Annotated in this window: 13 protein-coding genes; 7 read left to right on the top strand and 6 right to left on the bottom strand. The window is 36.7% G+C overall.

Features of this window, described 5'->3' with window-relative positions; genetic code table 11:
• Positions 1 to 71 precede the first annotated feature (71 nt).
• Entirely contained in the window at positions 72 to 617 is a 546-nt protein-coding gene (locus tag SOLCA_RS20875; RefSeq protein ID WP_014682471.1) for an exodeoxyribonuclease X C-terminal domain-containing protein, read from the bottom strand.
• A gap of 42 nt (positions 618 to 659) precedes the next feature.
• A complete protein-coding gene (locus SOLCA_RS20880) occupies positions 660 to 938 on the bottom strand; it encodes a DUF4834 family protein (RefSeq protein ID WP_014682472.1) in 279 nt (92 codons plus the stop codon).
• Positions 939 to 1,234: 296 nt separating this feature from the next.
• On the opposite strand from SOLCA_RS20880, the gene SOLCA_RS20885 reads away from it, so the two are divergent.
• The 3 genes from SOLCA_RS20885 to SOLCA_RS20895 all read left to right on the top strand — a co-directional run bounded on the left by SOLCA_RS20885 (position 1,235) and on the right by SOLCA_RS20895 (position 4,063).
• Positions 1,235 to 1,948 carry a murein L,D-transpeptidase catalytic domain family protein gene (locus SOLCA_RS20885; RefSeq protein ID WP_014682473.1) on the top strand — a complete coding sequence of 238 codons (714 nt, stop codon included), beginning with the start codon at positions 1,235 to 1,237 and terminating at the stop codon, positions 1,946 to 1,948.
• Between the two features lie 105 nt (positions 1,949 to 2,053).
• Positions 2,054 to 3,670, top strand: coding sequence for a L,D-transpeptidase family protein (locus tag SOLCA_RS22605; RefSeq protein WP_014682474.1), 1,617 nt, complete (start codon positions 2,054 to 2,056; stop codon positions 3,668 to 3,670).
• A 60-nt stretch (positions 3,671 to 3,730) separates the two neighbouring features.
• Positions 3,731 to 4,063 carry a hypothetical protein gene (locus SOLCA_RS20895; RefSeq protein WP_014682475.1) on the top strand — a complete coding sequence of 111 codons (333 nt, stop codon included), beginning with the start codon at positions 3,731 to 3,733 and terminating at the stop codon, positions 4,061 to 4,063.
• A gap of 46 nt (positions 4,064 to 4,109) precedes the next feature.
• Here SOLCA_RS20895 and SOLCA_RS20900 read toward each other — a convergent pair whose 3' ends face one another.
• Together SOLCA_RS20900 and typA are read right to left on the bottom strand one after the other, a co-directional pair.
• Positions 4,110 to 5,918, bottom strand: a complete 1,809-nt coding sequence (locus tag SOLCA_RS20900; RefSeq protein WP_014682476.1) for a MutS-related protein — start codon at positions 5,916 to 5,918, stop codon at positions 4,110 to 4,112.
• A gap of 127 nt (positions 5,919 to 6,045) precedes the next feature.
• Positions 6,046 to 7,851 carry a translational GTPase TypA gene (typA, locus tag SOLCA_RS20905; RefSeq protein ID WP_014682477.1) on the bottom strand — a complete coding sequence of 602 codons (1,806 nt, stop codon included), beginning with the start codon at positions 7,849 to 7,851 and terminating at the stop codon, positions 6,046 to 6,048.
• Positions 7,852 to 7,993: 142 nt separating this feature from the next.
• Here typA and SOLCA_RS22955 point away from each other — a divergent pair, with 142 nt between their 5' ends.
• Positions 7,994 to 8,155 (top strand): FeoB-associated Cys-rich membrane protein, encoded by a 162-nt coding sequence (locus SOLCA_RS22955; RefSeq protein ID WP_014682478.1) that lies wholly within the window; start codon positions 7,994 to 7,996, stop codon positions 8,153 to 8,155.
• Between the two features lie 64 nt (positions 8,156 to 8,219).
• Positions 8,220 to 9,005 (top strand): TrmH family RNA methyltransferase, encoded by a 786-nt coding sequence (locus tag SOLCA_RS20910; RefSeq protein ID WP_014682479.1) that lies wholly within the window; start codon positions 8,220 to 8,222, stop codon positions 9,003 to 9,005.
• Between the two features lie 59 nt (positions 9,006 to 9,064).
• Here SOLCA_RS20910 and ispF read toward each other — a convergent pair whose 3' ends face one another.
• Together ispF and porV are read right to left on the bottom strand one after the other, a co-directional pair.
• Positions 9,065 to 9,547, bottom strand: a complete 483-nt coding sequence (ispF, locus tag SOLCA_RS20915; protein WP_014682480.1) for a 2-C-methyl-D-erythritol 2,4-cyclodiphosphate synthase — start codon at positions 9,545 to 9,547, stop codon at positions 9,065 to 9,067.
• Positions 9,548 to 9,715: 168 nt separating this feature from the next.
• Positions 9,716 to 10,888 (bottom strand): type IX secretion system outer membrane channel protein PorV, encoded by a 1,173-nt coding sequence (porV, locus tag SOLCA_RS20920; RefSeq protein ID WP_014682481.1) that lies wholly within the window; start codon positions 10,886 to 10,888, stop codon positions 9,716 to 9,718.
• A gap of 323 nt (positions 10,889 to 11,211) precedes the next feature.
• Between porV and SOLCA_RS20925 the strand changes: the two genes are divergently transcribed.
• Both SOLCA_RS20925 and SOLCA_RS20930 read left to right on the top strand, forming a co-directional pair.
• Positions 11,212 to 12,657 (top strand): SUMF1/EgtB/PvdO family nonheme iron enzyme, encoded by a 1,446-nt coding sequence (locus SOLCA_RS20925; protein WP_014682482.1) that lies wholly within the window; start codon positions 11,212 to 11,214, stop codon positions 12,655 to 12,657.
• A gap of 121 nt (positions 12,658 to 12,778) precedes the next feature.
• Positions 12,779 to 14,080 (top strand): UDP-N-acetylmuramoyl-tripeptide--D-alanyl-D-alanine ligase, encoded by a 1,302-nt coding sequence (locus SOLCA_RS20930; RefSeq protein WP_014682483.1) that lies wholly within the window; start codon positions 12,779 to 12,781, stop codon positions 14,078 to 14,080.
• The last annotated feature ends 49 nt before the right edge of the window (positions 14,081 to 14,129 follow it).

A 14,129-nucleotide genomic window follows, 5' to 3' on the forward strand; every position in this document is an offset into this window, starting at 1 on the left:
ATGTAGTATCTAAAAATGACAAAACCGTCCTGGCTTAGGCGAGACGGTTTTGTTATTATATTATAAATTCATTAATTCCATTCGTCTTCTTCATCATAATTTCCATCCCAATCATCTTCTTCCGAGTCTAATCTCTCAAATGGAAAATCTTCTAGCGCATCGTCGTCTTCAAGCAAGTCGTCATCAACGTTTTCAGCCGACTTAGGTGTATGAGGTTGTTTCGTTCCTGGAAATTCGCCTTTAACTTCGGCTTCAAGACTTGCAGCCTCAAGACTTAAAATATCGTCTGCATCATCGTCTTCTGGCAAACCAAATTCATCTTTCCAAGCTTGTTCATCGAAATAATCATAAGTTCCTTCTTCGTCGTCTTCGTCAATATCCATTTCTTGTTTCCATGCAGAATGCTTATCAGCAAGGTTTTGAAGTGCAATTGCAGAAAGATCCAATTCGGGGTTTAATTTCTTTAAATCTTCAATCACCGGTCCTGCTATGAAAAAATCTTTCTCATTGATAGAGCAGGTATTAATATATTCCGGATCGATTTTAACAACGTCTTGTAACGTTTTTCCTTCGTACTTGCCAAATTTAAATTCCGATTCCAGATCGTAAAACTTCATGTTTGTTTTATTAGGTGTTTAAATGATTTGAGCGTTATTGAATTATTTCACTTCTTCGTAATCAACAAACTCCCCAGCATTATCTAAATTAGGTTTGCGTTTGGCTGGTTGTTGAGGTGTTTGGTCCACATACATTTCGCCTTCTCTTTTGTTATTAGTAGCAGCATATTGTTGCTGCTGTTGACGATAGAAATTTTCTGCTTGTTGACTTGCTTTATTAACAACCTTACGGAAAATAAACGGAGCAGCCAACCTCAATAGCATTCTTAACAACCAAAATATCAGGATAAGTTCAAGTATGAATTTGAGTATCGTTCCCATTTAAAAGATAATATAAAATACAAAAATACGACTATTAACGATTTTCAACGTCAATTGATTGTAACGATTGGGAAATACTAATTATTTGGTCCTGAATTGATTGATGTTGAGGCAATTTTAAATTGTATAATAAGTGTAGAATAATATCTACACTTATTAATTCAATTAAAGGGTTAATAAAATTTATTTTTTATTTAGAATAAATTACCATAAATTAACTTTCAATTATTTGTAACCCAGCGCTTTATATTGTCGTAAAAAACATTGTTTGTAAACTTAAAACTGGAGAACTTATAATGAAAAGTAAAGTAGGGATATCATTATTATTGGTTTTCACACTTTTATCAGGAAATACCTACTCAGAGTATTACCTGAATTCTAAGGTCAACGCAGCTCTAACAGTAACAGAAAAGAAAGCTGACGAGAGTGCCATTGAGGCCGAATTAATCTACAGTACAGTAGGACTAGACCGCTATATTAATAAAGATATCTGGAATTATGCACTAATTGGTTTCAGAAAGATAAATCCTCAAAAACAAATATTAGCAATTATAGATTTTAATAAGCCTTCAAATGAAGAGCGTCTATTTATCGTAGATGTAGCTAAAAAAGTTTTATTGTTCCATACTTTGGTTGCACATGGTAAGAATTCGGGAGGTGAATACGCGACTAACTTTTCCAATACTGAGGGGTCATTGAAAAGTAGTTTAGGCTTTTATCTAACCGGTCAAACCATTATTAGCCCTAAACACGGTTATGCAATGTTATTGAATGGTTTGGAAAGAGGAATTAATGATAATGCTCGTGATCGTGAAATAATTGTACATTCAGCAGATTATGTTTCACAATCATTCATTGCCCGCAATGGCATGTTAGGTCGCAGTTGGGGATGTCCGGCTTTGCCTAAAGAACTTAATAAGCAAATTATCGATGTGATAAAGGGAGGTGCAGTATTGTTTATTGCTGGAAATAACCAGTCTTATTATCAAAAATCAGCTTACTTGCATTAGTAGATTAAACCATATATTGTTAACGAGCCTCCTTTTTGTTAAATTAAACTAAACAGGAGGTTTCGTTTTTTTAACTTAGCCCCTATCTAAATTTTCTCTCTCAAAATGAAACTGTGGGCAACATTCATTTGGGGTTCTCTATTTTGTTTCACCCTTACCGGTAAATCGTTATCAGTAGGGCATTCTCTACTTTTGCGCGACTCCCTTTTTACATCAATCGACAGTAGCGTTGTTATAAAACAATTAGAGTTAGACTCCTCCTTAACATCTCTTTCTTCAGCTATTCTTACTTTTTATCGTAAACGACACTTTGATTATGTATGGTTTACCCCTAAAGGCCTGAATGAGCCGGCCAGAAGTTTCAAGAATATGCTCCAGAAGTATAATCAGGCAGGCATTATGCAGTATGGAATCTTGTGGCCCTCAGTAAAAGAAGGAATAAGAAAATTTGAAAATGGTACGGTTGATACCAATAAATTAGATAGTTCACGTTTAGCCCTTGAATTGCAATTAACGGGCAATTTTTGTCAGTTTATCCATAGTAATTTTTTAGCGAATAAGTCCATTGCTGAAGAATGGTATATGCCATCGGACACGCTATCAATTGATTCTGCTGTAAAAAGAGTTTACAGTCAAGAATACAGCTTGGATAGTATACTTTTTTCAAAGCAAATCATACAACTAACTAATCAACTTCGCAAATATGAAAAGTTAAGGCAAAATCACTCATGGTCTGTTATTACCCTGCCTGGTAAAGCTTATAAAGTTGGAGATAAAAATAGTGTTTTAAAAGCTATTAAACAGCGCATTGCTGTGTTAACTGATTCAACTTACACGGATACATCTTCTGTTTTTACTCCTCAATTAAAAAGCATGGTTTTGCGAATGCAGAAAAATGCAGGAATAGCCTATGATGGAATAATTGGCAGAGAATTTATGGAGCTAATTAATATCTCTCCAGTCGACCGTATTATGCAAATCCTGGTAAACATTCAGCGATTAAAGTGGATGCCTGATATTAATTACAATGAGAATGTGATCGTAAATATTCCTGAGTTTGCCATGCATGTTTTTCAAGCGGGAGAGCTTTGCTGGAGCAGTGCGGTAGTTGTTGGTAAGCCCAGTACTTCTACGGCAGTTTTCTCAGGGAATATGAAATATATTGTTTTTAGTCCATATTGGAATGTTCCTCCATCCATAATTAAAAAAGAGGTAATTCCGAGTGTAAAGAAAAATGGTAATTACATTTATAAAGAACGACTTGAGTTTTCACAAAATGGAAAGCCTGTTCCTGCTGTTGCAATTGATTGGAGTAAATATCCTGAAAACCCATTTCCATACAGTATTCGACAGAAGCCAGGCAGAAACAACTCATTAGGGTTGATTAAGTTTTTATTCCCCAATGAGTATGATATTTACCTTCATGATACACCTGCTAAAGGATTATTTAATTCGGCATCACGTTCTTTTAGTCACGGATGTATCCGAATATCCGAGCCACAGAAATTTGCAGAACATTTGTTAAGAAATGACCCGGCATGGACAAAAGAGAAAATTGCTTCATTGATGAAAAGTGGTAAGGAAACTTGGGTTACTTTAATACCGCAGATTCCGGTTTCTATAAACTATTTTACCGCCTGGGTGGATAAAAATGGAGAACTTAATTTTAGAAACGATATTTATGGTTTAGATAGAGAACTGGGCAAGCTTTACTATAAGTAAAAAATAGTAACCTTTAGGTGATTGTGGGCGTTTAATGATTAAAACAATTCATTACTATTCATGATCATCTTTGGGCAACGATCAAGTCACATCGCCTCATTTACAATTCCTGCTCACAATTGCAACTATTGCAGTACCGAAGGGCAAATGACAATGTCTTTTTACGGACGTTACGCACATGTTTATTGGATTCCCATGTTTTCATTGGGAAGGACTGTGGTAACTCAATGTATGCATTGTAAACAAGTACTGGAAGAAAATCAGTTTTCACCAACAATTAAAGATACAAGGGAATTATTAAGGCCTGAAACCAAAATTCCATTTACACATTTCATTGGATTAGGAATAATTGGTGCAATTTTGTTATATGTAACAACTGTTGCTGTCTTTTAACAACTATTGCTGGTTGTAATTACAATCAGCAATAGTTGATTTAAATTTATTCGACTTCAATCCCAATTTGTTTTAACAATAAAGATGCGTTGAACGTTTTACACTCTCCTTTTTTAAATTTATAATCGAAGTGCATCTCGTCATTTTCTACCTGAATGTCAAAATAAAAATTACGAACGTAGTCTGGGTATTTTTGAATAAGGTGGGCAATTTGCAGATCATGAGTAGCAACAATCCCTACGCCGTTTTGAGCAACCAGTTTTTCAACTACTGCTTTTGATCCACGGTATTTATCAACAGAGTTAGTTCCGCGCAACATTTCATCTATCAGGAAAAATGTTTGAGGCTGATCTTTTACAACTTCAAGAATCATCTGTAAACGATCTAGCTCAGCTTTGAATGTTGATGTGCTTTCATTCAACGAATCTCTGATTCGCATATAGCTGACCAGATTAATTGGGGAGAGTTTCATTGTCTTGGCAACGACAGAAGCGCCGCTAAGAGCCAGTACGGCATTAACACCTAAAGTACGCAAGAAAGTGCTTTTTCCTGCCATATTAGAGCCTGTAATTATATCTATCTTGTTTTCATTACTGAGTTCGTAGTCGTTAGCAACCCGAATGTTCTGGTCAATTAATGGATGTGAAATGCCTTCGGCAACATATAAGTACTTTTCACTCTCCACAACTTCGGGGTAACAATTTTCCGGATGATTTACCTCGAATGCTGCAAGACTGTTTAATGCTTCAAAAACGGCTAGATGTTCAAAAGCTTCGCCAATGGCTGCTTTATTTTGGGTTTTCCAATCTTCAATAGCGAAAACCTGTCGAAGGTCCCAAAGGAATATGGAGTTTAATACAATGCCAACATATATATTTAAACGATAATCAAGCTTTTTAATTAAAGCTGAAAGTTGATTGATAGCACCTGAAATCCTATGGTTTTCTTTTCCATTTACGTTGTTTGATAGTTCAGTACAAAGTGCTGTATTCCATTTTTCATCCTCAATCGCTTTAAATGCGGCGGAAAAAAGGCCCAATGTTTTACCTGTTTTTCCTATAAGCGCATCAGTTTTGTTTACATACAACTGGTGACGAAAAACAATCGCCAAGTGAATTAACGAAAGAATAATTAATAACCCGCTGACAGAAGGATTTAAAGAGGAGAAGATCAGAACGCCTAAAAACAAAAACGGAGCAATACTTATGACATAAAATCTCAGTATACGCATGGGAACCACGGGTTGATTAATATAATTTACAAGCTTATCTATTAAGCTATTGTCGGCCTTATTGTTAAATAATAAGACTGCTTGAAAATGGGTTCGCCATTCATCCTTGCTGGCAATTTCTTTAATGGCGCTTTGTCTTTCGGTTACAGTGGCAGTCGCTGTTGGTGCCTTAAACCAGTTCGCAAGAGTATTATTTCCTAAGAAAGTTGAGCACCTGTTAATAAAATGAAATAATGAACGATTGCCGAAAATATCCAGATCGGATGTGTAATGATGATGGTCATCCATAAACCGTTCTCCATCATCATAAATATTCGTTCTAAAGATTTTATTGGCAACTTCGTTTTCAATGATCGACTTTAGATTATGTAGGTAATCTTTTTGTCCTTCATATTTACTTTGCTTTGAAACTAACCAGGCAAATAAGAAGATAATAGTAAACGCAATCAAGCTGCTTATCCATGGATTGCCATACTGTAGTGAAAGAAAGAAGAAAAGAAACCCTCCAATAATTGTTGCCAATCGTGCTAATGAATAGTTGTTTACCAGTTTGCTGTAGCGCTGAATTTCATTCGTTAAGTAGGTAATGCGATTATTGTATTGGTCCATTAAACCAGTAGCCATAGTAATCTCTTTATAGATAAGCTTCAAAAATACGTAATAAATTAAAACGCCACCGCCCAATCTTTATGATCGGGCGGTGGCGTTAGCTATGTTTTTGTTACCTTAATTGGTAACTATATTTTGGTAATTATGCTTTTTTCTTAGCAGCAACCAAGCGTTCGTTCTCTTTCAAAATGATTTTACGTAAACGCATGCTTACTGGAGTTACCTCCACGTATTCGTCAGCCTGAATGTATTCCATTGCTTCTTCTAAAGAGAACTTAGTTGCCGGGGCAATACGAGTTGCATCGTCTTTAGAAGTAGTACGGAAGTTGGTTAACTGTTTACCTTCAGTAATGTTTACGGTTAAGTCTGAATCGCGGCTATGTTCACCGATAATCATACCTTCATAAACTTCTTCTCCCGGATCAACAAAGAAAATACCACGATCTTGCAACTTATCGATACGATATGCTGTTGAAGAACCTTTATCCATAGAAACCAATACTCCAGCCGAACGCTGAGAGATTTCACCTTTCCAAGGCTCATATGATTTGAAACGGTGCGCCATAATAGCTTCACCGGCAGTAGCAGTTAGTACACTGTTACGTAAACCAATGATACCGCGAGATGGAATTTCAAACTCAAGGTGTTGTAAGTCGCCTTTAGGCTCCATTACTAATAATTCACCTTTACGCATAGTTGCCAACTCGATTACTTTACCCGCAGTTTCAGCAGGTACGTCAACGATTAAGGTTTCAATCGGCTCACATTTAACACCGTCAATTTCTTTGATGATTACCTGTGGCTGACCAACTTGTAATTCATAGCCTTCGCGACGCATGGTTTCAATTAAAACCGATAAGTGAAGAATACCACGACCGAATACTAAGTAAGAATCATTTGAAGCAGTAGGCTCAACTTTTAATGCAAGGTTTTTCTCCATTTCCTTCTCCAAACGCTCAATTAAGTGACGAGAAGTAACGAATTTACCTTCTTTACCAAAGAATGGTGAGTTATTGATGGTGAACAACATGTTCATTGTAGGTTCATCAATGTGCATTACCGGTAATGCTTCAGGATTTTCAAAATCGGCAATAGTATCACCAATGTCAAAACCTTCAATACCAACTACGGCACAAATATCACCTGCTTTTACTGTATCTACCTTTACTTTACCTAAACCTTCAAAAGTGTAAAGTTCTTTTACACGCGATTTAACCAGTTTGCCATCTTTTTTCATTAATGTAACCGGTTGGTTTTCAGAGATGCTTCCGCGTGCAACACGACCAACTGCAATACGACCTACGAATTTAGAGAAATCTAAAGAAGTGATTTGCATTTGCAAAGTACCTTCAGAAACGGGAGGTGCTGGAATGTGTTCAATAACAGCATCTAAAAGAGCAGTAAAGTCTTCAGTTTTAACTTTATAATCCGTGCTCATCCAGCTGTGCTTAGATGAACCATATAGAGTAGTGAAATCTAACTGTTCCTCTGTAGCTTCAAGGTTGAAGAATAATTCAAAAACTTTCTCCTGAACTTCATCAGGACGGCAGTTTTCTTTATCAACCTTATTAATAACTACAATAGGTTTTAAGCCTAAAGCAAGTGCTTTCTGGGTTACGAAACGAGTTTGAGGCATTGGGCCTTCAAAAGCGTCTACTAATAATAATACACCGTCAGCCATTTTCAATACGCGTTCAACCTCGCCACCAAAGTCGGCGTGGCCTGGAGTATCAATAATGTTGATTTTGGTCCCTTTATAGTTAACCGAAACGTTTTTTGAAACGATGGTGATACCACGCTCACGCTCCAGGTCGTTATTATCAAGGATTAACTCACCTGCATCCTGGTTATCACGGAACAACTGGCAAGTGTGTAAGATTTTGTCAACCGTTGTAGTTTTACCGTGGTCAACGTGTGCGATAATCGCAATGTTTCTAATGTTTTGCATCCAACAAATAGCTTTCAAAAAAATCAGGGTGCAAAGATACGTATATTAATTTGAATATTTTTAGGATGAATGAAATTGAAAATGACTTGTTTATGATTTTTTAACATTGCATATAGGGTAGGTAATAGATAACTTTGTAAATATGATTCAACAAATTTTAGTAGGATTAGTATTCCTGATCGCTGTTTGGTATGTTGGCCGGATGGTCTATAGGCAGGTAAAACCAAAGAATAATAGTTGTGGTTCAAACTGTAAATGTGGTGTAGATTTTAGTGATATAGAGAAGAATATATCTAAACAATAATAGCATCTTCCTAAATCTTAAATAAATCATCAATTTTGCGCTTCAACTTTGATTACTATTATTCATGCTTGATATAATATCCTCAACCCAAAATCCTAAAATAAAAAACGTATTAAAGCTGCAGGAAAAGTCATCCGAACGCCGTAAGCAACACCTGATTGTTTTTGAAGGAAATCGGGAGTTGGATTTGGCATTAAATGCAGGATTTAACATAAAGACGCTTTTTGTATGTAAGGATGTTTGGGGTGATGAGCGGATTGAAGGGGTGAGCCAGCGGGATATTTTTTATATAAGTAAAGATGTTTTTGATAAGATCGCTTACCGCGAAGGCTCTGACGGTTTAATTATTGTTGCTGAACCCAAATACTTAACGCTTGAAACCTTAGCGCTTTCTCCAAATCCCTTCCTGATCATTTTAGAAGCGGTTGAAAAGCCGGGTAATCTGGGTGCTATTTTAAGAACAGCAGACGCTTCACAAGCAGATGCAGTTATTGTTTGTGATCCTCGTACAGACATCTATAATCCCAATGCAATACGGTCAAGTGTTGGTTGTGTGTTTACAACACAGATTGTCGCCTCAACTAATGAAGAAGTATTAGCCTGGTTAAGAAGTAAAGGAATAACAAGTTACGCAGCAGCATTAACAGCAACTGAATTTTACCATGAAACAGATATGGCCAAACCTTGCGCCATTGTGATGGGTACTGAGGCTACGGGTTTAACCGATCATTGGTTAAGCGGGGCCAATAAGCAGATTAAAATTCCGATGAGGGGAAAAATCGATTCTCTAAATGTTTCTACAAGTACTGCAATTTTAGCTTTTGAAGCCATGCGCCAAAGAGGTTTTTGACCATAGTCAATAGATTAATGATAAAATAAAAACTATTGACTATGGATTATAATCTATGGTCAAATTTTATAAATCAGGGCAACAGCAGAAGCTGTAACTCCTTCATGTCTTCCAATAAATCCCAACGTTTCATTGGTAGTTGCTTTAATCGAAACAGCATCTTCATCGATTCCCATTTTCTCTGCTATTGCTTTTTGCATGGCAGGAATGTGCGGATTGATTTTTGGTGCTTCTAAACAAACAGTACAATCAATATTGCCGACTTTATATCCTTTTTCGCCGATGATCTTCATGGTTTCTTCCAATAAGATTAAACTGCTGATACCTTTCCAGCGAGCATCGGTATTTTTAAAATGAAAGCCAATGTCGCGTAAGTTTGCAGCGCCAAGTAAAGCGTCACAGATAGCGTGTAAGAGCACATCGGCATCAGAATGTCCGAATGCACCTTTTTTAGCTTCCTCTAAATATACTCCTCCTAAATAAAAAGGGTGTCCATCGGCAAGTTGATGAACATCAAAACCAAAACCTATTCTAAAATTCATTATAATGATGCTAAAGTTTTTCCTGAGTGGCAAAGATGCAAAATTTAAACTAGGCACCTAAAATTAAGCCCGCTTTCGGGTGGGTATTTGGTCTTAACCGGATAAGATTTTTCATAAAAAAAGCCCACCATCAAGTGAGTTTTATCTTATAAGAATCTTTTTAAAAGCCTAAAGTGAGTTGGATTTCTTGCCAAAATTAAAAAGCAATGAAAAACGTAATGTCTTTTCCATCGGATTGTTTTGTTTTCCAGGAATCAGGTAAGAGAAATCAAAACTGATATCGTCATACTTTAGACCTGCTCCAACTGTAAAATACTGGCGATTGCCTTTGTTTGGATTTTCATAAAAGTAGCCTGTGCGTAAAGCAATCAGGTTGCTGTACCAATATTCTAAGCCACTAGCAAAGTTGATTTCCTGCATTTCTTCCTTAAAGCCGCCCGGAGCATCGCTAAACGAACCGAAGATGCCTGCCGGAACTGTTTTATTAGGATCCTCTCCAGCAATAATATTTCCTTCATCATCATAGATCGGATTAGTAGGTACTAACAATTTGTTAATATCCAGGGTAACTGCTAATGAATTGTTCTCATCAAACTTAAAAGTTGAGGCCCCTGATAATCTTAAATTTGTTGGAAGAAAATTTTTACGTGAACCATACTGCATCTTAGTTCCGATGTTCGAAATGTTAACGCCCCATGCAACATTGCTATTGGTGTTTAAAAAAGTCACATCCTTATTATAGTAGATGGCGACATCGCATGCGAACGCATTTCCCGGATTAAAATCAATTGTGCTAATATTGCCAGAACCTAGATTGGAGTGAATATAACGTGCAGCTATGGCCATAGAAAAGTATTCACTAAGTTTACGTATGTAGGCAGCGTCGATAGCATATTCACTCGGATTGTATTGTCCGAAAACCTGCCCTGTATTGTCTGTAAAAGTTAGCTCACCTAATGAAAAGAAACGAACTGAAGAAGCGATGGTTTGTTGATCATCAATCTTGTAATACCCAGACATATAGGCTAGTATTATATCTTGTATACCTAAAGAACGCAACCAAGGACTATAGTCTAAGCCAATTCCAGCTTTAGATTCTGCAAAAGCATATTTAGCAGGATTCCAGTGCATAGAACTAACATCAGCAGTTGTTGAACCACCTGCATCTCCCATCCCTCCGGCACGCGAATCAGGGCCAATTAACAAGAATGGCACAGCTGTTGTAATAGAATTACCCGATCGGCCATCTGTTTGTACATCTTGAGCCGATGCCTTTGAACCTGCTAAAATGGATATTGAGAGTGAGAGCGCTACTGCAAAATGCTTGTTTATAGGCTTCATAATAGCTTTAAAGTTAATGATTTTCTTTTGGTTTTTGTTTTAGTTTTGTGTACTAAAGTCTGCATATTAATACCGTACTGCAAGACTTTTAACATATTTGTTAATAACTAAATGAATAGTTTTAATTTTTTGCAAAATCTACAATAAATTAAATGAAATGCAATAAATATTTTATGAAAAAAAATCCTTATATTAATTTGCAACAATTTAGCCTCTCGTGCGTATAATTGGTTTGGAACAGTTTTTAAACTATAAAATAAAATTTATAGCTTTGAATTAAAATTAAATCAAAACCTACATAACCACAACTATTCTCAAGCAGAATGAAAAGAACTACGAGATATCTGATATTGGCCTTTGCATTTGGTTTGCCGATGTCGTTCATTGCGTGTAACAAAAAAGAACGATCATCTACAACCGGATGGAATTACAACGACCCTAAGAATGGCGGTTTTCAAAAAATAAGTTTGAAAAAGGATCCGGTAGGCCCTGGTTTAGTCCCTATTGAGGGAGGAACTTTTGTAATGGGTTCATTGGAGCAAGATCTTGCTTATGAAAACGATAATACAGAAAGACGTGTAACTGTTACATCTTTTTATATGGATGAAACAGAGGTTCGTAATATTGACTGGTTAGAATATTTATACTGGTTAGGTCGTGTATATAAAGGTATGCCTGAAGTTTACGAACGTGCATTACCTGACTCACTGGTTTGGAGAAAACCATTGGCTTACAACGAGCCTTATGTAGATAACTATTTGCGTCACCCTGCTTTTGCTGATTATCCGGTTGTTGGTGTTAGCTGGAGCCAGGCAAGTGAATATTGTATTTGGAGAACTGACCGTGCTAATGAGTCTATCTTGGTTAATAAAGGCATTTTAAAGTCTGATCCTAATCAAACTGATGCTAACAACTTTAATACTGATTCTTATTATGCAGGACAGTATGAAGGGGTTGTTAAGAAGAACGTTAAGAACCTTGATCCAACTGCAACGAATAAAACTCGTTCGGTTCGTTACTCAGACGGTATTTTATTACCAGGTTCATACCGTTTACCGTCAGAAGCTGAATGGGAATATGCAGCGTTGGCATTAAAAGGAAATGTTAAATACGAAAACATTACACAGAAAAAAATCTATCCTTGGAACGGTTTAACATTACGTAGTTCTGAAGGTAAAACTCAAGGTTTATTCTTAGCTAACTTTAAGCGTGGCCGTGGTGATAATGCCGGTATTGCAGGTTACCTGAACGATAATGCAGATATTACCTCTCCTGCAAAAAGCTATTTGCCTAACGATTACGGATTGTATTGTATGGCTGGTAACGTAAATGAGTGGGTACAAGATGTATATCGTCCACTTTCATTTGAAGATATCAGCGATCAGAATCCATTCCGTGGTAATCAGTTTACTGTTAAGCAAAAAGACAGTAAGGGTGTGTATGCTAAAAAAGACAGTTTAGGCCGTATTCCTCGTGTTCCTGATACAGTAGGTCGTTTAGTAGACGGTACTAAGATCATCAAGAAATACGATGTTAGAGATCAGGATGACGAAGCAACGTTGTATGGTTATGGTAAAACATCGTTGGTTAACAACCGTTCACGTGTTTACAAAGGTGGTTCATGGAATGATCGTGCATACTGGTTAACTCCTGGAGCTCGTCGCTTTATGGATCAGGATTCATCATCTGCTGAAGTTGGTTTCCGTTGTGCAATGGGTCGTGTAGGTGCACCTGGTGTAGGAAAAACAAAACGTCCAAATTTCAAATAATAATTAACATTATATTGTCAAAAGGCTTTTCCTTAGTTGGAGAAGCCTTTTTTTATTAGCCGATTTTTTGAATTGGATTCGTATCAAAACGGTGTTTTAGTATCTTAGCGCAAAATAGATTATGAATATTCAATCACTATATAATATTTACAAAGAATATCCGGTAATAAGCACTGATACTCGAAAGATTGCTCCTAACAGTATTTTCTTTGCTTTAAAAGGGGATAATTTCAATGCGAATCAGTTTGCGAAGCAAGCGCTGGAGAGTGGCGCTGCTTATGCTGTTATTGATGAGGAGCAATACGTGCAAGGGGATCGTTATATTTTGGTAGATAATGTTCTGGAAGCATTACAACAATTAGCAAAGTTTCATCGCAGTGGGCTCAACATACCTGTATTGGGTATAACTGGGTCAAACGGTAAGACTACATCTAAAGAATTAATCAATGCGGTGCTTTCTCAGAAATTTAAGACCTATGCAACCATTGGTAATCTGAATAATCATATTGGGGTTCCTTTAACACTTTTGGCAATCGATGGTAGTGTTGATTTTGCTATCATTGAAATGGGGGCAAATCATCAAAAAGAGATTCAATCGTTGTCGTCCATTGCCGATCCGGATTTTGGCATTATTACCAATGTAGGAAGAGCACATTTAGAGGGCTTTGGTGGATTTGAAGGGGTTAAAAAAGGGAAGAAAGAACTGTACGATCATATTCTTCAAAGAAATGGAGTGATTTTCGTTAATCAGGACAATGAATTTTTGGTAGAAATGTCTGTCGCTCATCCGCAAATTGTTTTCTATGGAACAGGTACAAATAATGCTGTTATAGGAAGAAGATTGGAAAGAGGTGAAAATGTTTCACTAGAGTGGACCGTTCCGGGTGAAAAGCAATGGCATGAAGTAAATGCTAACCTGGTTGGTTCCTACAACTTTGAAAATGTACTGGCATCAATATGTATAGGACATTACTTTGGATTGACTGTAGATCAGATTCGTAAAGGTGTTGAAGGGTATGTGCCTACAAATAACCGATCTCAGGCAATGAAAACGGTTAAGAACGCCCTCATTTGCGATTATTATAACGCTAATCCTAGCAGTATGGCAGCTGCGATTGACAACTTTGCACGTACAATGTATGATAATAAGATTGCAATTTTGGCTGATATGTTTGAATTAGGAGATTATAGTAAAGACGAGCATGTTAAAGTAATTGATCAGTTAAAAAATAAAGGTGTTAAAAAGGCTATCCTTATTGGTAAGCATTTTTATAATGCAGACGATCAATCGACAGATTACACTTTTTTCGAAACAACTGAACAAGCAGCTAATTATTTAAAGGAGCATCCGATTGAAAATGGATTTGTTTTGGTAAAAGGTTCAAGGGGAATGAAGCTTGAAGGGCTGATAAGCTTGTTATAAAAATTACGCAAAGCCGCTAAATAAGTTTGTGTTAACGGCTTTGCGTGGT

The sequence above is a fragment of the Solitalea canadensis DSM 3403 genome (assembly GCF_000242635.2).
Taxonomy (GTDB): Bacteria; Bacteroidota; Bacteroidia; order Sphingobacteriales; family Sphingobacteriaceae; genus Solitalea; species Solitalea canadensis.